Raw genomic sequence first — 23,376 nt, forward strand, 5'->3', positions numbered from 1 at the left:
AATAGTTTCAATCGTTGCTCCACCAGTGCTTAATATGCAAATGCTCTTCTTCTTCATTCACCTCTAAAACACTCTCATCTTTGACACCTAATAATCTCTTTGATATTTCTTTTAAATCCTCCAAAACTTCCCCATCAATACATTTTCTACGATATTTTGTAATTACAACTAAGTGATAAGTTAAATTGTAGATAGAATGCCTATTCTTTTTAAATTCTGTATTCGGAATTCTACTCTCCTTTACAACTAAATTTTAATATGGTATTATCATAGCATATTAAATTTAAAAAATGGAGGTGAAAACTATGAAGACATATAACTTATCTTTTAAATACAGAATCTATCCTAATGAAACTCAAGCGAATACAATTAATCAAACTTTTGGTTGTACTAGACTTGTGTATAATAGATTCTTGGCTCAGAGAAAAGAATTGTATGAGGCAGAGAAAAAATCTGTAACTTACAATACCCAAGCTAAAGAGCTCCCCCTACTTAAACTTGAATTACCATTCTTGAAAGAGGTTGATTCAATAGCATTACAACAATCACTTAAAAATTTAGAAACTGCGTATAAGAATTTCTTTCAAAAGCGTACAGCATTTCCTAAGTTCAAATCTAAAAGGTCAACTAGAAAATCGTACAATACAGTATCTACAAGTAATAATATTAGAATTGAAGGAAATTTTCTAAAACTTCCAAAGCTAGGTTTAGTTAAAACTAAACTTCATAGACAGATACCTCAAAATTATGTAATTAAATCAGCTACCATTAGCCAAGAACCTAATGGTGCTTACTATGTTTCTTTACTAACTGAATTTGAAAAGGATATTAAAGAAGTTCCAAGCGATAACAATATTGTTGGTCTTGATTTTGCTATGTCTGAACTTTTTGTTAGCTCCGATAACCAAAGGGCTCACTATCCTAGATTTTTTAGAAAGTTAGAAGCTAAACTCATTAAAGCTGGAAGAGAATTATCAAGAAAAGTTAAGTTCTCCCAAAATTGGCATAAAGCAAAATTAAAAGTTGCTAAAATTCATAACCTTATCAAAAACAGTAGAAAAGATTTTTTACACAAATTATCAAATGAACTTGTAACTAAGTATAACGCAATAATACTTGAAGACCTTAACATGAAAGGCATGAGTGCAGCATTGAATTTTGGTAAATCCGTCGCTGATAATGGTTGGGGAATGTTTACAACCATGCTTCAATACAAATCAATGTTTTTAGGTAAACAAGTAATAAAAATCGACAAGTGGTTTCCATCGTCAAAAACTTGTTCATTTTGTGGTGCTATAAAAGCTGAGTTACCAGTATCTTCAAGAGTTTACAAATGTGATGAATGTAACTCAGAGATAGATAGAGACTTAAACGCAAGTATAAATATTCGTGAGGTTGGTAAAGAGCTACTAGCCTATTAAAGCATATATCAGGGTAGGGACTACCCGTAGAGCGTGATTAATATATCCGACATGAGTCAGATACTTCCCACGAAGCCCCGCCCTCTATTAGGGCGGTGGTAGTTCACGTTCCAGAACTTTCAACTGCATTACCAAGATTAATGGGATTAATAAAATAATATAGTTCAAAAGAGGAAAGGCGATTCGATTTAGAATCGTCTTTTTTGTATTTTTACAGGAAAATAAAAGACATTCAACATGTCAAATTTGCATTCAAAAAAATAAAAAATGGATTATATAATTAACTATATAAATATGTTATTATAATTCAATGTAAAACATTAATTTTGATGTCCAAATAGATTTATAAAATTTATGAAGATGTTTGTAAAAAAGTTGCCTAATCCTAATAATATATACAGTAGACAGGGTGGTTAATATCCATCCTGTCTGTATTTAGGGTGAAATATTGTTGCAAAAATATCCTAAATGAGTTATAATAATACCGAAAGATAAATACGGCAAAGTAGAGGAAACTCTATGACGCAAAGCTATAGGGCCTTTAAAATGGCAGCCAGTTGCACTTAGTTATGAACAACTCATAATATAGGTGTATTTTTTTTATAAAAATACAACTGTTTTATAGAGTCAAAAACTTTTAATATTAGGGGTGTTACTATGTGTAAAATGATGGAAATTAAAAATGAATTAAAGAAGTATCATATCAATTATACTCAAGAGGAGATACTATTTACGATAAACGAAACTCCAGGAATTACATTATGTGAGTTGACAAAAAGAATGCAGTTATCAAAAGGATCTGTATCATTATGTTTAAAGAAGTTAGAAGAGGAAAAACTTATACAAAAGTTTGGAACTTTTGATGACAAAAGAGTATTCAAAATTCATCCTACAAAGATAGGAAAAGATTTATACAGTAAAATTAAATTTATAAAAATTGTAAAAATATAAAAACTCCTTCAAAAATAAAGGAGTTTTTTATTTTATAAAATTGGAAGAGTATACGCTTTGATAAAAGGATACTCTTTATCGGAATTCAGTTTTTCAAAAGTTATAACACAGTTTATATCAGAGTTAGAAAGATAGTTTTCTAATTCATCTGCTTTTATAAAATTCAAAATATTCATATTTTCTTTTAGAAGAAATCTATTTTTTATAATTGGGAAGAGGAATGTTGGAATACGGTCAAAAACAACAAGTGTATTTTTAACGCTACTTAAACTTTCCTCGTGGGAACTCCACATATATAAAAAGATAACATTTGAAAATTGTATATTTTGATAGATTTTTCTTAGAGTAAAGAAAAGTTGAAGACATTTTAATCTATCCTCTTCAGGTAGATTGAATCGTAAAAACTCTAAGTCACATATTTTTAAAGGAATACTTTTGTCATGAGCTAAGCTCACTTTGTTGACAAATTTCTCCAAGAAGTTTGTTTTTGTTATCAGTAGAGATAGATTTTTAAAAACCATCGCTTTTACAGTGTTAATCTCTTTTGAAAGTGAATTTCTCCTTTCGTATAAACCACCATCACAGAATTTTAAAGTATCTAAAAATATGTTTAAGTTTTTTAAAAGTATCTTGCCCATAAAAGAGATTTTAAAAAAACTATAGCAAGATTTCAGTTTCTGATTTCCTATAAAATCTTTAAAATATATTTTGAACTCATTGAAACTCAAAGAGTCTATTGTAGGTTCATCTGGATCCGCTAAATTACCATAGATTATAAAGAAAGCTTTTAGAAGATTTTTGTTTTGTGAAAAATAATCAAAGCTATACTCATTTATAAAGGTATCGACATCTTTATTTAACTTTATATGAAACTGCTCATCAAAAAAATCAAGATAATCTTTTGTAATTATAGTTGGAAGTTCTTCAAACTCAACAAATAGTTTATAAAGATATGATAAACTAGCAAGCTTTAAGTTTTTTTCACTTCCTGAAATAGATATCCCCTTCGCATTTGAGCTATTGATATCTAAATCATAGATGCTAAGAGCTTCTTTAGCGAAAGCCAAGTCAGTTCCGATAACCCTTCTTGAAACCTCTAACAAGCTAGAAAGACTATTTAAATTTATGTATCTATCTCTTAAAAGAATTAAAATTATATAAAGAACTCTATTCTCTTTTGTAAAACGTTGCTCCTTTTTCAAATCACCTAGAAGAGTTGTATTTTTACAAATACAGTTAATCATAGATTGGATTGTAGGTTTGGACTCTTCTGAATCTGTGAAGGAGTAGATTTGTTTTATATAAAGATTAACATTTTGTTTATCCATTTTCAAAAACTCTGCGATAAAATCTGTCGTTTTGTATGACGTATATTCTAATAATTTACAGATTCTTATGTGGTTTGTATTAATATTTATTTTCATAGCAAACTGCTCCTTAAAATTATTATTTCATTGGGCAATATTATAACATGAAAAAAGGAATAAATCAAAAAAAGGTCTTAATTATAAGTTAAGACCTTTTAAAACTTCCTCTAAGATATGGTTGTTAACAAGATTAAGTATATTTAGATAGTTATATGAATCTAAAAGTTTAATATTTTGGTAGATATAACTTTCATCACTTAAAACCAGATTATACTTATGGTTATACAAAGTTGTATTCAATTTATAGAGGAATGCAGGCTCGATATGAAAATTTATATCAGGAGCTTTTACTTTTAAATTATCTTTTAAGTAGTGATCATCGGATATTGTAATCTCATTAAATAGTAAAAGGACATCCTTTACTAACTCTTTATTATGTTCAATTATAATCTTTTTTAAAATGCTCACAATTGAGATTTTATCATGGAAAAATAGTTTGAAATTTAATTCTTTTAAAATATCATCTAAAATATCGATTAATTTCTCATCTGACTGGTCAATAGGAATATTTTTTACTTTAAGTATTTTGTTTTCATATTTAAAAAATGAGATACAGATTTTTCTTAGAAGAATTGTTTCTAAATCTGAATCTAATTTTGAAAAATTTAATCTTTCTTTTATTTTCGATATAAGAATATCTCCTTTATTTCCAATCTCTTTTTCGAAGAAAGAGAGATTGTTTTTTATATTGACCATAAAAATGAAGGTTTGTTCTTGAAAACTTTTATCATACTCTTTCATTGTTAGAGATATAAAAGCTCTCAAATCTTCATATTTTGAATAATCTAAATTAGGTACTTTTAAATCAAAGCCGCCAAGAGTTTTGTTCAGCACAAAAAGTGTTGAAAGAAATGAAATTATAAAATTAGTACTAGAAACCTCAGCTTTTTTTAATGTCGTGTATAATTTTTCAAAAAGTTCCATAAAGTTATATTCAACTAAAACTGAAGCTAAAAGCGAATCTTTTTTTAGGGTAAAATCTCCGTTGATGAAGAATTTTACAAGCTTCTTGCAGAAAACATACTTGCACTCCTCTGAAACGTGAGTGATTCTAACTCCTTTACCGCTTTGGTATGTATATGTAGTACCAGTCGAATCTAATATCTTTTTGATATCTTTGAAGTATCTAACAATAGAGCTTCTAGAAAGATCTAAAATCTCTTTTTCAACCTCTAAGTTTATAAATTTATTGTGTATAAATTTAATAAAAAGATAATCTGAAATCTCATTAGAAGTGATAAAATCCTTTCTTGAAAATATATTTTCCCACTGTTTAATACTCAATGTTAAAGAAAATTCAGAATCCTTTACTTTAATACAGTCAAAAGAGTTGTCTTTTAGAAATTCATTGATCTGTACAATATTTTTTTGAATAGAGTTTTTTTCAACATTGACATATAAAGCCAATGATTCTGGAGAAAAACTCCCTTGAGATAAAAGTTTTAAAATATTTACATTTGTAGAATTCATAGTATTCCCGCCCCCTTTTTAGTAATACTAATACTGTTAGTATAGTAGCATAAAAGAGACAACTAGAAAATACGAAAAATTTCATGATGAATGAAAAAAAATGGGTAAAAAAGTTCATATTTAGAAATAAAAAAAGATACAGATTGACTCTATATCTTTTAAAATGATGGTGGATTTGAAACCCACAGAACTTTAGCGATTCCTTTTCCACAGTTAGAAAGGTAGTGGTTTTTTCCAGAGCTATAATAAAAAGATTCTCCTTTTTTAGCTTTAAAAATTTTATCGCCTAAATGGATATTTATCTCTCCCTCTAGAATATATCCAAACTCCTGTCCATCGTGAGCAATCTCCTCTTTATATCTCCCACCCTCTTCAATAGTTAAAAGAATAGGTTCCATCTGATTTTTTTGAGCATTCGGAATAATCCACTCAACTTTGTACTTTAATTTTGAATCGATGACTTCAAAAGCGTCATTTTCATCAAAGACGATTTTTTCTTCACCGTCATCACTAAAGAAATCTTTTAAATTTGTTCCAAGACCCTCAAGGATATCTCCTAAATTTGCGATAGATGGAGATGTAAGGTCTCTTTCTACTTGAGATATAAAACCTTTTGAAAGTTCGCAACGGCTAGCTAATTCATCCTGAGTAAGGTATTTCTCCTGTCTTAGTCTTTTTAATTTTTTTCCGATTTCCATCTAAATCTCTCCTTAAATTATCGATAATTATAGTATATTCTCTTTTCTAGAAAAAATCAATTGACAAAAATCTAAAAATTTAATATTATATTGTAAAAGTTAAAAATATTAAATTTCAAATATATTTTTTTAAACAAAAGTTTAATATTTTAAGAATTGAATTTAATTTTTTGTTAAAATAATGTAAAAAGTTTGTTAAAAAACTGAAATCGGGGAGGAAAAATTGAAATTAGAAACACTTGGAAGACACATATTAATTGAATTTTACAACTGTGATGAGGAGATACTAAAGGATCCAGTTCTTGTGGATAAGCACATGAATGAGGCGGCAAGAATAGCTAATGCCACTATAGTAGAGTCAGTATTTCATCACTTTAATCCATATGGAGTATCAGGAGCGGTAATAATATCGGAATCACACCTTGCGATACACACATGGCCAGAGTATGGATATGCAGCAGTAGATGTGTTTACATGTGGGGATAAAATAGATCCATGGACAGCCTTTAAATTCTTAGAGGATGTATTTAAATCAGATAGAAGTGAATCGATAGAGGTACCTAGAGGAATGGTAGATAAAATCAGAAACTATTCGACAAAAGAGTTAGGAAAAATTACCTTCAAACCTGAGGAGGAGTAAAAAGATGTTAGATTTATGGTTTACAGAGAAGTGGTCAGAAAATACAAAGTTTTCTATAAAGGTTAAAGAGCATCTATATTCAGAAGAGACACCTTTTCAAAAGATAGATTTCTTTACATCAGATGAGTATGGAAGATTCTTTACATTAGATGGAATGATTATGATAACAGAGAAAGATGAGTTTATATATCACGAGATGATAGCTCACGTTCCTATGTGTACGAATTTAAATATAAAGAGAGTTTTAGTTATCGGTGGAGGAGATGGAGGAACTGTAAGAGAACTTACAAGATACAACTCTATTGAAAAAATCGATATGGTCGAGATTGATGAGAGAGTTGTGAGACTGTCTCAAAAGTATCTACCGTTTACTTCGGATAGATTAGAGGATGAGAGAGTAACTCTTATTTTTGACGATGGATTAAAGTTCGTTGAGGAGTGTGAGAGTGGGGCTTACGATCTTATTTTGGTTGACTCAACAGACCCTATCTCAGTAGGAGAGGGATTGTTTACAACTGAGTTCTACAAGAACTGTTTTAGAGTTTTAAAAGAGGATGGGATTTTAGTAAATCAACACGAATCACCATACTATGAAAGATATGCTACTGAGATGAAAAAAGCTCATGAGAAGATAAAAAATATCTTCCCAATTGCAAAGGTATATCAATTCCATCAACCAACTTACGCTTCGGGGCATTGGCTATTTGGATTTGCTTCTAAAAAGTATGACCCGGTGTCAGATTGTAATGAGAGTGCATGGAACGCTTTAGGATTAGAGACAAACTACTATAATACAGATATCCAAAGAGCGGCATTCGCACTGCCAAACTATGTGAAAAAGCAATTAGAAAAATAAATCTATATATATCTATAAAAATGAGAGGAAAAGAGATATCTTTGCCTCTTTTTTTTGAGGATTTTTAACCAAGATATTGTATAATAGACAAAGAAGTAAATAAAGATTTAGAGGAGGATTTATATGATTTTAATAGTTGTTTTAGTGTTACTAGCATTATTAGTAGCTTATGGTGTAGGAATCTACAATAAGCTTGTTAAAGAGAGAAACTTTGTGGATGAGGCGTTTTCAACAATCGATGCGTATTTGAAGAAAAGATATGATCTGATTCCAAACTTAGTTGAGACAGTAAAAGGTTATAAAGATTATGAAGGTGGAGCTTTAGAAAGAATTATAGCAGCTAGAAATAGATATATGAGTGCAACGACAACAGAGGAGAAAATAGAAAATGAAAATATGATTACGGGAGCTTTAGGTAGATTATTCTCTATAACTGAGGCATATCCAGAGTTAAAAGCAAATCAAAACTTTATGAAACTCCAAGATGAACTTGTAAAAATTGAAGAGGATATTCTTCAAGCTAGAAAATATTACAATGGAAGTGTAAGAGTTTATAATACTATGTGTGAGACTTTCCCAAGCTTAATAGTTGCAAATAACTTTGGATTCAAAAAATATCCATTCTTCAAAGTTGAAAATGAAGAGGAAAGACAAAATGTTAAGGTACAGTTTTAGTTTATTTCTACTCTTAGTTTCTTTAGCTAGTAACATATTTGCAGATTCAGGATATGTTATAGATAACTATCGAGTAGATATAACTATAGATGAGAAAAATATATATCAGGTTTCAGAAAATATAACTGTAGATTTTAAAGAGCCACGAAGAGGGATATATAGAGTTATTCCTGAGGTGTTTAATGGTCGAGATATAAAAGTTAGGAATGTTCAGACGAATGTTCAAACTTCAGCTAAAGATGAGGGAGATTACATATATTTGAGAATGGGAAATCCAAATCTTTATGTGACAGGAATAAAAAATTATCTCATCAAATTCAATCATGATTTAGGATGGGATAGAGAGAGCTCATATGATGAGGTTTATTATAATCTAATTGGAAACGATTGGGATACTACTATAGAAAAATTAGAGTTTACGATAACACTTCCAAAATCATTTGATAAAAGTAAAATTAACTTCACTTCAGGTGTTCGTGGTAGTACGAACAATGAAGGCGTAAAATGGAGCGTGACGGGAAATACAATCTCGGGGTATACAGTTCAACCTTTAGGACCGAAAGAGAGTGTAACCATAGCTTTACCGCTTCCAGAGGGATATTTTGATTTTAGTGCAGAGAAAAGTATATACTATCTTTTAAAAACTTTGCTGTATATAGTTTATATAGCTATTCCAGCAATAGCTTTTATAGTTTGGAAGAAGTTTAGAGATGAAAAGCAGGTTATTCCAACTGTGGAGTTTTATCCACCAGATAATCTCACTCCAACAGAGGTAGGATATTATATAGATGGTGTAGTTCATAGCAAAGATTTAACAAGTTTAATTTTTTATTGGGCTGATAAGGGTTATCTAAAATTAAATGAGATAAAAAGCAGTGGACTTTTCTCAAAAGATGATTTCGAAATAGAGTTTTTAAAATCTGGAAATGATATTTCAAAAGAGTTTGAAAACTATATGTTTAGAGCTTTAGAAAGCTTTAAAAATTTAGATGGAAAAGTTAAAATATCAAGTTTAAAAAATAGATTTTATAAGCATATGGAGAAAGCGAGTGAAGTTTTAGAGATTGATTTGATTATGAATAAAAAAACTTTATATGATTCAAAGTCTTTAAGGATTGGGGATAGCGTCAGAGCGTCAATACTTTTAGTTATTGTTGCTACTATTATATATGTTAACTACTTCAATATTAGAGATATATTAGAGTTGGGAATGACAGTGATTCTAGCTGGAATATCAATTCTAGTAACAGTTGGAATCAGTGCGAAGATAAAAAAGAGAACAGAGTATGGTAGAGAGATTTTAGGACGTGTTCAAGGATTTAAAAGATTCTTAGAAACAGCTGAAAAAAGAAAATTAGAGATGCTTATAGATGAAAATCCTGGATATTTCTACAACATACTTCCCTATACAATAGTTTTAGGTGTGAGTGATGTATGGGCTGATAAATTCAAGGATTTACAAGTTCAACCACCACAGTGGTATGGAGGAAATAGTGTTGGAAATGTGTTTGTTATGACAGCGTTCATGAGAGGAATAAATAACTCTATGGGAGCTTTGAATGAAAGTATGTTATCTTCACCGAAGGCACCGACTAACTTTGGAGGGGGAGGTTCATCTATGGGTGGAGGCTCTTCTGGTGGTGGAGCTGGTGGAGGCGGAGGCGGAAGCTGGTAGTGAAAGAAACATACAAAAACAGTAGTATTAATTTGACCGGCCGTATAAAATTTGATATAATATAAGTCATTATAAAAAGAGCGGGAGGATGAATGCGAAAGGTTTTTGTATTGTATTTTCTTTTATTAACTCAGATTATATTTTCTGCTAACTACATACCAAAAAATACTAAAGAGGAAAAAATATTAGAGAGTTATAAAGGGCGTCAGTTGGTTTTAGGATTAAAATCATCAGATTTTGATAATACTATGATTGATGGAGAGTCTTTGAATAGTATAATTGAAGAGATGTTAGTAGATTATCTAAATTTGAATATCAGAGTAATAAAGAGCGATTGGAATGAGGTAATCACACTTTATAAAAATAAAGAGATTGATATCATGGGAACAATGACTCAAAACGAGCAGAGAAAAGAAAGTTCTGTTTTCAGTTTACCTATATATGACGATTTAATATATATTTCATCTTCAAGTAAGGGGAAATTTGATCCAAATAATTTAGAATCTTTAAATGGAAAAGAGATATATGCAACAGAAAGCTCTCTTTATATTGAGTATTTAGAAAAATTTTTAAAATATAATGATATAGATGCAAAGATTATAGAAGTTAAAGATAGTTACGAAAGAAAAGATAAGATTTTTTTAACATCTAAATATAATGTCTTGAGTTGGGATGAAAGCATAAAAGTTGGTTATCTTCCAGATGTGTCAATAGCACTCAAAAAAGAGCTAGGAGATTTAATAGAGATTATAAATAATGCTCTTTTAGAAAAGTACCAAGGTAAAATAAATAGACATTTAGAAAGAAGAACACATATAACATATCAAAATAAATTTATGTCCTCTTTGACAGATGAGGAGAAGGTTTATCTTCAAGGATTATCACAAATCTCAATAGCTTTAGATTCAAATCATACTTTGAGCTATTACTCTAAAGGTTTGAATAAATTTATTGGTGTTATACCATTCTTTATTGAAAACTTATCAAAAAGAACAGGTATAAAATTTAAAATAATAAATGACAAAAATAATAATTGGAACAATACTTATGCAGATTTTTTAAATAAAAAAATAAGAATTGTTCCTCTTCCAGAGAATAAAGAGTGGAATAAGAAATTAATATTTACAAAGGCGATATATACTCCAACTTTGTATAAAATATCGAGCTTTTATACTCATAATACTAAAGTAGGCGTTGTAAAAGGATCTGTAGAAGAGACGTTTGCAAGGGATTTCTATTCAGATGGGGATATAAAGCTGTATGGAAATTATGATCAATTAGAAAAAGCTTTAAATAGACATGAGATAAACACAGCGCTACAATTTGATATAAATAAAATGGATACGAGCAAGTTCAGAGTTGATGAATTTGTAAAAATACCAATCTCCTTAGCTCTTCATGAAGAGGATGCGATGTTAACAAACATTTTAAATAAGGGGATAAAGAATGGATTAAATCTAAAAAAATTAGAAGAGGAAGCGAATATAATAAAAAAGCAGGAAGCTTTTAATGAATATCAGAAGTTTCAAGTGACAAACAAAATATTGTATATTTTGCTAGGAATCTCATGCTTACTTGGAATGGCTTCTATCTATAAGATTCTTTCAAACTATAAAGTGACAAGAGAGTTAAAAAAAGATTTAATTACAGGACTGCCAAATAGAACGGAGTTTTTGAATTTTATTTCAAAGAGAAAAATTTTAAAAGGATATGCAATAACTATGGATATTGATAACTTTAAAGAGATAAATGACAAATATGGTCAAGCATCTGGAGATTATCTTTTAAAAGCTGTAGGACAGTGTTTAAAAAAAATATTCCCAGAGCAGTATATCTATAGAGTTTCTGGAGATGAGTTTGATGTATTTGTTCAAGAGGAGTTTTTAATAGAGAGATTAAACTCTTTAAAAGAGGAATTGAAAGCTTTGAAGTTAGCATATCAATTAGATTTGAGTATAGGTTACTATAAAAAGAATGGAACAGAGGATTTAGAAAATGCTTTTAAACATGCTTATATGGCTATGGAGGAAGCAAAGAAAAGAAATGGAACTTACTATTTAGAAGCAACAGAGGAGCTTTTAAAAATAAAGAAGAGAGAGTATTCGATAAAATCCCTTTTAAGAAATAAAGATTTATCAGGACTTTATGCTGTGTATCAACCAAAGTTTGATATAAAAACAAAGAGAGTTATTGGTGGAGAAAGCTTAGCTAGATGGTCTGATAAAGAGCTAGGATTTATATCACCAGCTGAGTTTATTCCAATAGCTGAGGAGATAAATCTGATTCATTTAGTGGATTATAAAATAGCTGATGAGACTATAAAGTTTATTAGGGATTTAAAAGAGAATGAGTTAGTTGATGATGAGTTTAAGTTGTCATTCAATCTTTCTATGAATACTTTAGAAAGAGACGATGTTGTTCAAAAGATAAAAGAGCTATTAGAAAAAAATGATGTTTTAGGAAAATGGTTAGAAGTTGAAATAACAGAATCGATTTTCTCAACAAATTTAAAAACTACACTATTGAAGATAGATGAATTAAAAAGACTCGGATTATCTCTCGCTATGGATGATTTCACAGCAGGGCATTCCACAGTTAGTTTACTTCCACTTTTACCACTTGAAGTTGTAAAATTTGATAAAGGTATACTAGATGCCATAGGAACAAAGGATAACTTAGTAGCTTCTAATATCTATAGTGCATTTATAGGTCTTGTGAAGGATTTAAATGTTATGATTGTTGCAGAGGGAATTGAAACCGAAGCACAATTACTATTCCTAGCTAGTTCTAATGTAAGGATAGGACAGGGTTATATATTTAGTAAACCTATAACAAAGGATGAATTTGAAGAAAAATTATAATAAAAATTTAAAAGGAAATTAAAATATATAAAGTATATATTTGTAGACAAACCTTCTTTAGACTAATCTGAAGAAGGTTTTTTAGTTTTTATCTACAAATTTGACTCATGGTTCAAAAAGACTTTACTTTTTGTAAAAATGTGCTATACTAAAAATGAACAAAAAACAAAGTAGTGTAAAAATAACGGAGGTGTTCAAATGAAGCTGTCTAGCTATCTATCAGAAAAGGTAATTATTCCCAACATAAAAGGGAGTAATATAAACGAGTTGGTAGAGAATATGTTGAATCAATTAGTTGAAAACAACAAAGTGTTAAAACTTGAAAAAGAGATTATGAAAAAGGCTGTTTTGAAGAGAGAGGAAGAAGCATCAACATACTTAGGGTATGGAGTAGCTATCCCACACGCGAGGTTAGAGCACTATGATGATATATTAGTAGCAATTGGTTTCCCAGAAAAACCTATTAAAGTAAAAACTTTAGATAATAAAGAAGAGGAATTAAAAATAGTTATCCTTGTACTTGCTGATGTATTAAAAAGTAAAAAAATATTAAAAATAATGTCAGGAATCTCTAAATTAGCTATAAAAAATAGAGATGTTTTAGATAAAATAATAGCAGGAAAAGATCCTGTTCAAACAATAAAGATATTAAAAGCTGAAAATATAGAGATAGATCACAACATAACAGCTGAAGATTTGATGACAAATACTCCAGGACCTGCAAGTGTAACTAATACACTAGAGGATATAGCAAAGAGAATAGTTATGGAAAAGGTAAGTGGAATTCCTGTTGTGGATAAAAATAACAAGTTCTTAGGAGAGATAACTGAAAGAGAGCTTATCGCCTTTGGAATGCCAAAGTATACAACAATTTTAAATGATTTAAACTTTATGACTGTTGGAGAACCTTTTGAGAACTACCTAATAAATGAGAAAACAACTACGATAGAAGAACTTTATAGACAAGATGGAGTTGTAACAGTAGATAAAGAAGCATCTTTAATGGAGGTTTCATATCTATTTATGAATCGTGGAGTTACTAGAATATATGTTATTGAAAATGGAAGGTATCTTGGAATTATTCTAAGGTCGGATATTATAAGAAAAATATTACATATATAAAAGGAAGTGAGTTTATGTTAAGCTTAGTATTAGGACTCTCTATATTTATTGCAGTGTTCTACTGTATAATAACAGAGAAAGTCCCAGGGGCATGGGCAACTATGATTGGTGGTTTAGCTATGTCTATGGTTGGTTTATTTAATGAAGAGGAAGCACTACATGCAATAGCAAGTAGATTAGAGATTTTATTCCTATTGATAGGTATGATGATTATAGTTCATTTGATATCAGAAACTGGTGTTTTCCAATGGTTTGCAATTACGTTAGCTAAATTTGTTAGAGGGGAACCATTCCTTCTGATAGTATTTTTAGCGATAGTAACAGCTATATGTTCGGCGTTTTTAGATAACGTTACAACGATATTGTTAATGGCGCCTATATCGATTTTACTTGCGGGAGAGTTAAAATTAAATCCATTCCCATTTGTAATAACAGAGATTATGGCTGCGAATATAGGTGGAAATGCAACACTGATTGGAGATCCAACTCAACTGATCATCGGGCATGAGAGTGGTCTTGGGTTCAATGAGTTTCTATTCAATACATCACCAGTAGCTATAATATCGATGGTAGTTTTACTTGTGAATGTGTACTTTATCTACGGAAAAGATTTCCATGTTTCAACAGAGCTAAAAGCTAGAATTATGGAAATGAACCCTTCTAGAACTTTAAAAGATAAAAAGTTATTAAAAGAAGCTGGAATTATATTCTCACTTGTTATTCTTGGATTTATATTGAATAACTTCATCAATAAAGGACTTGCAATAATATCTTTAAGTGGAGCGATACTTCTAGTAACACTAGCTAAAAGAAAGCCAGCAGACATATTTAAGCATGTTGAGTGGGACACTCTATTCTTCTTCATAGGTCTGTTTATGATGGTTCTTGGAATTGAGAAAATCCACGTTATAGATGTTATTGGTGAACAGATGATAAAGCTGACAAAAGGAAACTTTGGATTAGCAACTTACTCTATAATGACTCTATCAGCACTATTTACATCAATTATAGGTAACGTAGCAAATGCAGCGACAGTTTCAAAGATTATAGATGTTATGGCACCTACATTTAATGGTGTTCATACTGATGCTCTTTGGTGGGCACTATCGTTTGGATCATGTTTAGGTGGAAACATCTCGATACTAGGTTCAGCAACAAACGTTGTAGCTGTAGGAGTAGCAGGGAAATCTGGTTGTAAAATAGATTTCGTACAATTCTTAAAGTTTGGAGCGTTAATAGCAGTACAAACTCTTGTGATTGCTGGTATCTATCTAAAGCTTAGATATCTATAAACTGAATTTGTAATAAAAAAATAAAATTCCCTCTAGTAAAAGTACTAATAAAGGTATATAATGTCTGAGCATTATTTAACATGTTAGTATAACGGAGGGATTTTTTTTATGAAAAAAAATATGGGTTCAAAGAGTGGTGGTGCTGTCTTAGGTGCCGCTTTTTTAATGGCGACATCAGCAGTAGGACCGGGCTTTTTGACTCAAGCATCGATTTTTACAGAGCAGTTTAAAGCAAATTTTGCATTCTCAATCTTACTATCAATAGTTATAACATTGATAGTTCAACTTAATATCTCAAGGGTCATCGGTGTTTCTGGGATGAGAGGGCAGGATTTGGCAAATAAAATTGTTCCAGGTTTAGGATATTTGATTGCTATTTTGGTTGCTCTTGGTGGATTTGCTTTTAACATAGGAAATGTTGGAGGAGCGGCACTTGGATTAAACGTACTTTTTGGAATTGATTTAACTTATTCAGCACTGATAGCTGGAGGGATAGGAGCTTTGATTTTTATCTCGAAAGATGCAGGAAAGTTTATTGATAAGTTTACAAAAGTACTTGGGGTTTTAATGATTTTAGTTATATCGTATGTTGCTTTAGAAAGTAAACCACCTGTGGTAGAAGCAGCATATAGTGCTATTTTTCCAGAGAGTTATAGTGATTTAAGTTTTTCACTACTGACACTGCTTGGTGGAACAATAGGTGGCTATATAATATTTGCAGGAGGACATAGACTTTTAGATGCAAATATTAAAGGTGAGGAAAATCTAGAAAATATAAATAAAAGTTTACTTATAGGTGTGAGTATAGCTTCGGTTATAAGAATAGCTCTTTTCTTAGCGGTTTTAGGGGTTGTATCTTCTGGAGCAAAACTTAATCCAGATAACCCACCAGCTTCAGCTTTTATGCAGGGAGCGGGATATATAGGTTATAAAATATTTGGAGTTGTAATACTAGCATCATCGTTAGGAACGATAATAGGCGCTGCGTATACATCTATCTCATTTTTGAAAACTCTTTTCCCATTTGTATTAAAATATGAGAAAAGATTCATAATAGGATTTATTTTACTTTCAACAATTGTTATGGCAGGAATCGGAAAACCAGTATCACTTCTAGTTTTAGCGGGTGCATTGAATGGTCTTATTTTACCAATAACTTTAGGAATAACCCTACTTGCTTCTAGAAAAAAGGAGATAGTAGGTAACTATAGACACTCAACAATTTTAACTATATTCGGTGTGATTGTTGTTTTAGTTATGGGATATGAAGGAATATCATCACTAGATAGTATATTTTCAATTCTTTAAAAAATGAAGCGTATCAGAAACTAATATAATCTGATACGCTTTTTTTATTGGGGTTGGAAAATCTTAAAACTTCCACGATTTTCAAGATATGTTCCAAAAATAATGTAGTTTTCATCTCTATAGAAAAATGTATCCCCTTCTTGGAACTCTTTTATATCTTTTAAAAACTTGAAGTTTAATGAATAGTAAAAGTTATATCCAATCATTATGTTATATATTGTCTTTGTAAAACTATAAACATCTTTATATAGCGATATTTTTTCCTTAATAAGGGTATGGTTGTTAAGTTGAAGAATCTCTTCTATATTTTCACCTTTTCTTTTTAGGTAGTTTATAAGTTCATTATCTGAAAGAGTTAAGTTATTCTCTTTTAAAAATAGAATGGCTCTTTTACATTGAATGAAACCAATATCATTAATACAGCTATTTATAGATTCCCAAACATTTTTATAGTCCTCGATATTATTTTTGACAAGTTGAATCAAGTAGTTAGTTTCAGCACTCTTTTGGATAAGAGAGTTATTTTTTAAAAGAAACTCTATAGCTGTCACTTTGTTATTTTTAGCATCTCCTTTCTTAATCTTATTATACATTAGAGTATAGTTAGAATGACTGTTGATACTTTGAAGTAGTGGTTTTAAAAGAGCTTTTTCAAAGTCAAAGAAACGGTCGTAAGCTTCATCTTTTATATTAAACAGTTCTTTTAGTTCTTCAATAGTAAGAGTTAAGCTAACATTCTCAGAATCATTTTTTAAAACAAGATTGAAAAAGTTATGAGATGATTTTTTTCTAAAATAGAAAAAGGTTCTCAATGAGATAGAGCACTCAACACTGTTTTTTTTAAAAGAATTTATAATCATTGGTGGAACTGTAATATTGAATTCACCATTAGTTTCAGAGAAGAAACTTATATATGGAAAAAATACTCGAGTATATCTACTGTCTGCATCGCAGTAGGAATAGCCTATATATTTTTCCATCAATCCTTTTAATCCTATTTGAATATCATCTTTAGTCAGTTTTTTAAAATCATTAGTAGTCAAAAGAAACTCTGTTTTAAGTTCGACACCATCTTTTTTTAATTGCTCAATCTTTTTTAAAATTGTTAAAAAGATATTATTTTCCAGTTTTGAGGTACGTTTATCTATAGTTATATCCTGATTAAAAATTTGAGAATTCATATTTATTTCACCTCAATAAAATTTTTTTAATTATTTTTTTATATTTTATCATATAAATAGACGAAACAAAAATGTAAAAATAGAGAATAAAAAATATAAAAATCTAAAATAGACGAAACAAAAAGTTTAAAATAGCGAATTTGACAGAAAAAAAGGTTTGAAGTATAGTTAGAGCATAAGATAAAAACCAGAGGGAGTGAGAGATATGTTAGAGAAAAAGTATATAAAATTAAAGCTAACTGGTAAGACAAAGGATGAAATATTATTAGAACTTGTAGAGGTTTTAAATGAAGGTGGAGCATTAGAAGATAAAGATGAGTTTTTAAAAGTTGTAAAGCAAAGAGAGGCAACATCATCAACTGGATTGGAAGAGGGAATAGCTATTCCTCATGGGAAGACAAGAGCTGTTAAAAAACCAGCAGTAGCTTTTGGAAGATCAGAGGGAGTTGACTTTGATTCGTTAGATGGGGAACCATCAAAGTTATTCTTTATGATAGCAGCACCAGAGAATGCAACAGACTCACATATAGAAACATTATCAAAACTTACAAATAAGTTATTAGATGATGAGTTAAGAGAAAGATTGGAGATAGCTAAAACAGAGGATGAAGTATTAGCTATTTTAAGTGAAGAGAAAAAGGTAGAGGAGAAAGCTGTAGATAAAAAAGCTGGGTTTGTAATAGCTGTTACAGCTTGTCCTGTAGGAATAGCTCATACATATATGGCAGCAGATTCTTTAGTAAATAAAGGAAAAGAGCTTGGTATAGAGATAAAAGTAGAAACGAATGGAAGTGTGGGAGTTAAAAATGAACTTTCTGCAGAGGATATAAAAAGAGCTACTGGGGTTATTGTAGCAGCAGATAAAACTATTGATATGGATAGGTTTGCTGGAAAAAGAGTAATTCAAGTTCCAGTAAAACAAGCTATAAGAGTTCCAAAAGAATTAATAGAAAAGACTTTAAATGGAGAGGGAGAGGTCTATGTAGCTTCTTCAAATTCAAACAAGGATAATAAGGGAGATAAAAAAGAGAAAACTGGAATTTATAAACATCTTATGAATGGAGTTTCTCATATGCTTCCCCTAGTTGTATGTGGAGGGGTTTTAATAGCACTTTCAATAGCACTTTCAGGAATTAAAGCTGGATCGGGTGCAGATGTAACAAATCCATTCTTTAAATCTATGTTGGACTTAGGAGCCGCAGCCTTTGGACTGATGATTCCAATTCTTGCGGGATATATAGCTATGAGTATAGCAGATAGACCAGGGCTTGCTCCAGGTTTAGTGGGAGGTGCTTTAGCAAATAGTGTTGGTGCAGGATTCTTAGGTGGTATGGTTGCTGGTTTTGCTGCTGGTTATATAGCTAAGTGGGTTAAGTCTTGGAATGTTCCAGAGGGATTAAAACCTATCATGCCTATATTCGTTATACCGTTGGTTTCTACATCGTTAGTTGGAGTTATTATGTATTTCATAGGAGCACCTATAAGTGGATTTATGAATATGTTAACAGATGTATTAAAAGGAATGGAATCAGGTTCGATTTTCTTAGCATTAATTTTAGGATGTATGATTTCATTTGATATGGGTGGACCGATAAATAAAGTTGCATTTTTATTTGGATCAGCTATGATAACTCAAGGTGTTCCAACAGTTATGGGACCAATAGCAGTTGCAATTTGTATTCCACCAATAAGTATGGGAATAGCTACAATGATGGCTCCAAAAAATTATGAGAGTGGAGAGAGAGAAGCTGGAAAAGCAGCATTTGCAATGGGGCTTATTGGAATTACAGAAGGTGCAATTCCATTTGCAGCAGCAGATCCATTTAGAGTTATTCCATCGATAATGGTTGGAAGTGGAGTTGGAGCAGTGATAGCAGCAATAGGGAAAGTAGCAGATCACGCACCTCATGGTGGACCAATTGTATTGCCAGTAGTTGAAAATAAACTTATGTTTATAGTTGCGATAGTTGTAGGATCATTAGTGAGTGCAATAATGGTAAATATTCTTAAAAAGATAAAAAAGTAAAGTAACAAAATATTGATGAAATATAGCTCCCATGATACTATTTAAGAAAAAGTACGTGGGAGTTTTTTAATGAGAAAAAGAGTATTAAAAAGTATAGTTCAGATTATACCGATATTTATAGTGGCGGGAATACTATCGGTAATATCACTTTATAGTGATAACCAGTTTATAAAAGAGTTGAGTGATTATAGTTTTCTAATGGTTCCACCACTTTTAGGTGGAAGTATAGCAAAGGAGTTATCTGGAAGTGTTGGATTTATACCAGGGATGATATTGGGGTATCTTTCGGGTGTAATAGGATTAGGAATGTTTGGAGGAATATTTGTAGGAATACTTTTAGGATATTTTATAAATGGACTTAAAAAGATAGAGATATCAATAGAGATGTCTTCGGTTATGTATATAGTTCTTATTCCAATACTTTCAACTTTAGTTGTAGGATTAGGAATGCACTATATATTTCAAGAACCTATGAAATATATTTTAGATGGATTAGCACAATATTTAAATAGTTTAGATGATAAAAATAATATATTCTTAAATTTTGTTTTAGGTGGATTGATTGGTGTAGATTTAGGTGGGCCAATCAATAAGGTAGCATATGTTTATGCTACAAATACTTTGGTATATAATCGAGGGGATGTTATGGGAGCGATAGCAGTTGCAATATCTACTCCTCCTTTGGCTCTTGGAGTCTCACAGTTTATATTGAAAAATAGATTTTCTAAAACTGAAAGAGAGGCAGGAGTAATATCAATACTATTAGGAATACTTGGAATAACAGAGGGAGCCTTACTATTTTTAACAAGAGATATTACAGTTCTTCCAACAACGGTGATAGGAGCAGCAATAGGAGCAGCAGCAGCGACAGTTTTAAAAGTAGAATCCATGGTACCCCACGGAGGAATAATTATACTTCCACTAATAGATAATAAAATGGGCTTTTTGAGTGCACTTTTCATAGGTGTAGCATCAACAATATTTATGCTGTATTTCTTAAAAAAAGGAGAGAATAATGGATAGAAGTGTTGAAAATATCCATCTTTTGATGGTAAAAGATAATTTAGAATTTAGTGAAATACCTCTTTTAGAGGGATATAAATTTTTAATGTATAGTTCTGATTTAAAAGAGAAGTGGACAGATATTCAAGTTTCATCTGGACATATATTAGAAAGAACAGAAGGAGAGAGATATTTCGAAGAGGTTTTTCTTAAAAAAGAGGAAAAATTAGAAGAGTTGATGATTTTTATAGAGGGGCCAGATAAAGAAATCGTAGGAACTGGAGCTATTTGGGAAGGGAAACATTTTCAGAATGATAAGAAAAGAGAGTATCGTTTACACTGGATAGCTATTGATCCAAAGCATGGTGGGAAAGGTTTGGCTAAAGCACTTGTATCAAAACTTTTAACTATATTTAAGGATAAAAAAATGGGAGAGGGATTATACCTCTCCACACAAACTTGTAGCTATGTAGCTATAAAAATATATCAAAATTTTGGATTTCAACCTTATAACCTAGAAAAGGATAAAAAAGGTTGGAATATTGTTTTTGAAAAACTTAATGAGAGATAAAAATTTTATCAAACTCTTTATGATGAATTAAGAATATATCTACAAGAGCGGGGTCGAAATGTTCACCACGTTCTTTTTTTATTATCTCAACAGCGACCTCATGAGTAAATCCATCTTTATAGACTCTCTTTTGACGCAGGGCATCATACACATCAGCTAAAGCAACAATTCTAGCTTCTAAAGGGATAGCATCAGTAGATAAACCAAACCAGTAACCTTTTCCATTCCATTTCTCATGGTGGTAAAGAGCTATATTTTCAGCAATTGATCCAAGTTGCATCTTTTGAATAAGTTCTTTTCCAAAAATAACATGTTTTTTCATCTCTTCGAACTCTTCAGAGGTAAGTTTACCTGGTTTTTTAAGAATCAAATCAGAGATAGCTATTTTTCCGACATCATGTAAGGAAGCATATTCTCCAATCTCTTTTATAAATTTACTAGAACATTTTAGCTTTTCAGCTAAAAACTTTGAATACAGATTGACTCTTAAAATATGGTTGCCTGTATCCTCATCATTGAGTTCATTTGCAGCCTCGAAACTTTCAACAAGAGCTTTTGTAATACGCTTCTCTTTTTTTGAAGCGATAGTAGCTTTTCTTAAAAGATAGAAAAGTGTAGCTATTATTATAAAAAATGTTGAGAGCATTAAGAGTAAATATTTATAGTTAGGAGATAATTTTTTAGATACTGAAAGCTCACTTTGTAATATTCTACTTTCAGCTAGATGATTTGGAAAAAGCTTATCGACTAATTGAGCTAAATCAGCATCTTTTTTTATTCCAAAGCCAATCGTATTATTTCCGCCTAAAAAACCAGCGACTTTTATTTTATTTTCTAAATATTTATTAGCAACCGCCATAGAGATTATTTTAAAATCACCAATTATGTAATCTACTTCATTTTTTAATACAGCGTTCAAAGCCTCTGTAGTATCTGGATACATTTTATAAAAATTAAAGTTGTGTAGAAAGTTTAGTAGGTTAGTATCGATATCTTCAAAAGAGATTATTCCAACTCTTTTGTTTTCAAAACTTTGAAATGAATCTATAAAGTTTGCATCATGTTTTGAAAATACTCCAATTTTAATCTTATAATATGGAATATAATATAAGTTTTGTTTACTTTTATTACTCTGAAATATTTTAGAGTCGATAGCTTTTATATCATAATTCTCTGAATCCGATGTAAAAATTATAGGTAGGCCAGTTAGCTTAGACAACTCTTCTAAACGGTCGATAATATACCCACTATATTTATTTTTTGATCTATAAAAAACAGGTAGCATATCATCTATATCAGGAATAAGAACTTTAATATTTGAGTAGCGTCTTTTAATACGTGCTAATAGCTGTTGATTACTCAGTAGTTGCCTATAAAAATAGGGTCGTTCATTTTTTAAAATATCAGCAACTTCTTTTGTACTAAATTCAAGTTTAAATTTAGTAATAATTTTCTCCAATGTAGGATGATTTTTATTTACTGCCATCCAAAGTTGTGACGGCGGAACATTCTCAAAAGGTGTAAATTTATATATTTTTAAAATATCATTGCTACTCTTACCAATGAGAGCATCAATAGTGTTATTTTCTAATGCCCAAAATCCAAAATTTCCATTATCAGCGATAGAGATGACGTTATTTAAATGAGGATAAAATTGGTTTATTAGTAAAGAATCGGATGATGTTGGTATCATTCCAACTTTATATTTTTCAAGATATTTAATATCAATTAAGGTTTCATTTTTAGAGTAAACTCCTAAAGTATATGAATTTAATGTGGGCAAAAAATTGTAATTTTTTTTTCGATCGATTGATTTGCTGACATTAAATATAATGTCCCCTTCCCCTTTATTTAATAGATTTAACATATCATCTCGTTTTAAAGTTTGAAATTTAAAGTTAAGTCCAGTTTCTTTTGAAATTTTTTCGAAAAAATTTATATAAACACCACTTAATACACCAGATTCATTTTCGTATAAATAGATGTGTTTAGGATTGTAAGCGTTTATAGTGAAAGTAGTATTTTGATTATCTTTAATCCAATTAATCTCTTCTGTAGAGAAATTTATGGAGAAAATATTGATATATATGATTAAAAAGCTAATAAGTAATTTTAAAAGCATAAACCCCTCCCCTGGAATTGAAGACCTCTTTCTTATTATATCAGAAAAAATTGAAATCTTATAATAGTTTGTAGAAGT

At 30.4% G+C, this 23,376-nt stretch carries 19 protein-coding genes and 1 riboswitch; of the genes, 13 read left to right on the plus strand and 6 right to left on the minus strand.

Annotation, left to right across the window (positions count from 1 at the left end; all coding sequences use genetic code 11):
• Positions 1-7: 7 nt before the first annotated feature.
• On the minus strand, positions 8-229 hold the full coding sequence (locus L988_RS14145; protein WP_369798255.1) for a transposase: 222 nt from the start codon (positions 227-229) through the stop codon (positions 8-10).
• A 76-nt stretch (positions 230-305) separates the two neighbouring features.
• Here L988_RS14145 and L988_RS12905 point away from each other — a divergent pair, with 76 nt between their 5' ends.
• Positions 306-1,421, plus strand: a complete 1,116-nt coding sequence (locus L988_RS12905) for an RNA-guided endonuclease TnpB family protein (protein WP_047384873.1) — start codon at positions 306-308, stop codon at positions 1,419-1,421.
• A 489-nt stretch (positions 1,422-1,910) separates the two neighbouring features.
• Positions 1,911-1,986, plus strand: a riboswitch (cyclic di-GMP riboswitch).
• A gap of 92 nt (positions 1,987-2,078) precedes the next feature.
• The gene (locus L988_RS12910) at positions 2,079-2,372 is read left to right on the plus strand and encodes a MarR family transcriptional regulator (RefSeq protein ID WP_047384875.1); all 294 of its coding nucleotides are present in this window, start codon (positions 2,079-2,081) and stop codon (positions 2,370-2,372) included.
• Between the two features lie 32 nt (positions 2,373-2,404).
• Here L988_RS12910 and L988_RS12915 read toward each other — a convergent pair whose 3' ends face one another.
• The 3 genes from L988_RS12915 to L988_RS12925 form a co-directional block, all read right to left on the minus strand.
• A complete protein-coding gene (locus tag L988_RS12915; RefSeq protein WP_047384876.1) occupies positions 2,405-3,796 on the minus strand; it encodes an HTH domain-containing protein in 1,392 nt (463 codons plus the stop codon).
• Between the two features lie 81 nt (positions 3,797-3,877).
• Positions 3,878-5,269 carry a hypothetical protein gene (locus tag L988_RS12920; protein WP_047384878.1) on the minus strand — a complete coding sequence of 464 codons (1,392 nt, stop codon included), beginning with the start codon at positions 5,267-5,269 and terminating at the stop codon, positions 3,878-3,880.
• Between the two features lie 158 nt (positions 5,270-5,427).
• On the minus strand, positions 5,428-5,967 hold the full coding sequence (locus L988_RS12925; RefSeq protein WP_047384880.1) for a helix-turn-helix domain-containing protein: 540 nt from the start codon (positions 5,965-5,967) through the stop codon (positions 5,428-5,430).
• A gap of 223 nt (positions 5,968-6,190) precedes the next feature.
• Between L988_RS12925 and speD the strand changes: the two genes are divergently transcribed.
• The 8 genes from speD (at position 6,191) to L988_RS12965 (ending at position 16,396) form a co-directional block, all read left to right on the plus strand.
• Positions 6,191-6,607 carry an adenosylmethionine decarboxylase gene (speD, locus tag L988_RS12930; RefSeq protein ID WP_047384882.1) on the plus strand — a complete coding sequence of 139 codons (417 nt, stop codon included), beginning with the start codon at positions 6,191-6,193 and terminating at the stop codon, positions 6,605-6,607.
• Between the two features lie 4 nt (positions 6,608-6,611).
• Positions 6,612-7,463, plus strand: a complete 852-nt coding sequence (gene speE, locus L988_RS12935; RefSeq protein WP_047384884.1) for a polyamine aminopropyltransferase — start codon at positions 6,612-6,614, stop codon at positions 7,461-7,463.
• 123 nt (positions 7,464-7,586) lie between these two features.
• Positions 7,587-8,138 (plus strand): LemA family protein, encoded by a 552-nt coding sequence (locus tag L988_RS12940; RefSeq protein ID WP_047384885.1) that lies wholly within the window; start codon positions 7,587-7,589, stop codon positions 8,136-8,138.
• On the plus strand, positions 8,119-9,813 hold the full coding sequence (locus tag L988_RS12945; RefSeq protein ID WP_047384886.1) for a DUF2207 domain-containing protein: 1,695 nt from the start codon (positions 8,119-8,121) through the stop codon (positions 9,811-9,813). The genes L988_RS12940 and L988_RS12945 overlap by 20 nt, the downstream gene beginning before the upstream one ends.
• 92 nt (positions 9,814-9,905) lie before the next feature.
• The gene (locus tag L988_RS12950; protein WP_047384889.1) at positions 9,906-12,674 is read left to right on the plus strand and encodes an EAL domain-containing protein; all 2,769 of its coding nucleotides are present in this window, start codon (positions 9,906-9,908) and stop codon (positions 12,672-12,674) included.
• 198 nt (positions 12,675-12,872) lie between these two features.
• Positions 12,873-13,796, plus strand: a complete 924-nt coding sequence (locus tag L988_RS12955) for a PTS sugar transporter subunit IIA (protein WP_047384890.1) — start codon at positions 12,873-12,875, stop codon at positions 13,794-13,796.
• A gap of 14 nt (positions 13,797-13,810) precedes the next feature.
• A complete protein-coding gene (locus tag L988_RS12960; RefSeq protein WP_047384892.1) occupies positions 13,811-15,088 on the plus strand; it encodes an ArsB/NhaD family transporter in 1,278 nt (425 codons plus the stop codon).
• A 108-nt stretch (positions 15,089-15,196) separates the two neighbouring features.
• Positions 15,197-16,396, plus strand: a complete 1,200-nt coding sequence (locus L988_RS12965) for an NRAMP family divalent metal transporter (protein WP_156111974.1) — start codon at positions 15,197-15,199, stop codon at positions 16,394-16,396.
• 44 nt (positions 16,397-16,440) lie between these two features.
• Here L988_RS12965 and L988_RS12970 read toward each other — a convergent pair whose 3' ends face one another.
• Entirely contained in the window at positions 16,441-17,577 is a 1,137-nt protein-coding gene (locus L988_RS12970; protein ID WP_047384893.1) for a replication initiation protein, read from the minus strand.
• Between the two features lie 205 nt (positions 17,578-17,782).
• Here L988_RS12970 and L988_RS12975 point away from each other — a divergent pair, with 205 nt between their 5' ends.
• The 3 genes from L988_RS12975 (at position 17,783) to L988_RS12985 (ending at position 21,176) form a co-directional block, all read left to right on the plus strand.
• A complete protein-coding gene (locus tag L988_RS12975; protein WP_047384895.1) occupies positions 17,783-19,603 on the plus strand; it encodes a fructose-specific PTS transporter subunit EIIC in 1,821 nt (606 codons plus the stop codon).
• A 69-nt stretch (positions 19,604-19,672) separates the two neighbouring features.
• On the plus strand, positions 19,673-20,626 hold the full coding sequence (locus L988_RS12980; protein ID WP_047384897.1) for a PTS fructose transporter subunit IIC: 954 nt from the start codon (positions 19,673-19,675) through the stop codon (positions 20,624-20,626).
• Positions 20,619-21,176: an N-acetyltransferase gene (locus L988_RS12985; protein WP_047384898.1), complete on the plus strand. Its 558-nt coding sequence runs from the start codon at positions 20,619-20,621 to the stop codon at positions 21,174-21,176. The genes L988_RS12980 and L988_RS12985 overlap by 8 nt, the downstream gene beginning before the upstream one ends.
• Here the strand turns inward: L988_RS12985 and L988_RS13355 are convergent.
• A complete protein-coding gene (locus L988_RS13355; protein ID WP_052191861.1) occupies positions 21,163-23,298 on the minus strand; it encodes an HD domain-containing phosphohydrolase in 2,136 nt (711 codons plus the stop codon). The genes L988_RS12985 and L988_RS13355 overlap by 14 nt on opposite strands.
• Between the last annotated feature and the right edge of the window lie 78 nt (positions 23,299-23,376).

Origin of the sequence: Cetobacterium sp. ZWU0022 (assembly GCF_000800875.1) — a bacterium.
Taxonomy (GTDB): domain Bacteria; phylum Fusobacteriota; class Fusobacteriia; order Fusobacteriales; family Fusobacteriaceae; genus Cetobacterium_A.

Coding starts and splice junctions, on each gene's coding strand:
- L988_RS12965 (WP_156111974.1), top strand. CDS start 15,197: ATGAAAAAAAATATGGGTTCAAAGAGTGGTGGTGCTGTCTTAGGTGCC.
- L988_RS13355 (WP_052191861.1), bottom strand. CDS start 23,298: ATGCTTTTAAAATTACTTATTAGCTTTTTAATCATATATATCAATATT.
- L988_RS12985 (WP_047384898.1), top strand. CDS start 20,619: ATGGATAGAAGTGTTGAAAATATCCATCTTTTGATGGTAAAAGATAAT.
- L988_RS12915 (WP_047384876.1), bottom strand. CDS start 3,796: ATGAAAATAAATATTAATACAAACCACATAAGAATCTGTAAATTATTA.
- L988_RS12910 (WP_047384875.1), top strand. CDS start 2,079: ATGTGTAAAATGATGGAAATTAAAAATGAATTAAAGAAGTATCATATC.
- L988_RS12950 (WP_047384889.1), top strand. CDS start 9,906: ATGCGAAAGGTTTTTGTATTGTATTTTCTTTTATTAACTCAGATTATA.
- L988_RS12980 (WP_047384897.1), top strand. CDS start 19,673: ATGAGAAAAAGAGTATTAAAAAGTATAGTTCAGATTATACCGATATTT.
- speE (WP_047384884.1), top strand. CDS start 6,612: ATGTTAGATTTATGGTTTACAGAGAAGTGGTCAGAAAATACAAAGTTT.
- L988_RS12960 (WP_047384892.1), top strand. CDS start 13,811: ATGTTAAGCTTAGTATTAGGACTCTCTATATTTATTGCAGTGTTCTAC.
- L988_RS12955 (WP_047384890.1), top strand. CDS start 12,873: ATGAAGCTGTCTAGCTATCTATCAGAAAAGGTAATTATTCCCAACATA.
- L988_RS12920 (WP_047384878.1), bottom strand. CDS start 5,269: ATGAATTCTACAAATGTAAATATTTTAAAACTTTTATCTCAAGGGAGT.
- L988_RS12925 (WP_047384880.1), bottom strand. CDS start 5,967: ATGGAAATCGGAAAAAAATTAAAAAGACTAAGACAGGAGAAATACCTT.
- L988_RS12905 (WP_047384873.1), top strand. CDS start 306: ATGAAGACATATAACTTATCTTTTAAATACAGAATCTATCCTAATGAA.
- L988_RS12970 (WP_047384893.1), bottom strand. CDS start 17,577: ATGAATTCTCAAATTTTTAATCAGGATATAACTATAGATAAACGTACC.
- L988_RS12975 (WP_047384895.1), top strand. CDS start 17,783: ATGTTAGAGAAAAAGTATATAAAATTAAAGCTAACTGGTAAGACAAAG.
- L988_RS12945 (WP_047384886.1), top strand. CDS start 8,119: ATGTTAAGGTACAGTTTTAGTTTATTTCTACTCTTAGTTTCTTTAGCT.
- L988_RS12940 (WP_047384885.1), top strand. CDS start 7,587: ATGATTTTAATAGTTGTTTTAGTGTTACTAGCATTATTAGTAGCTTAT.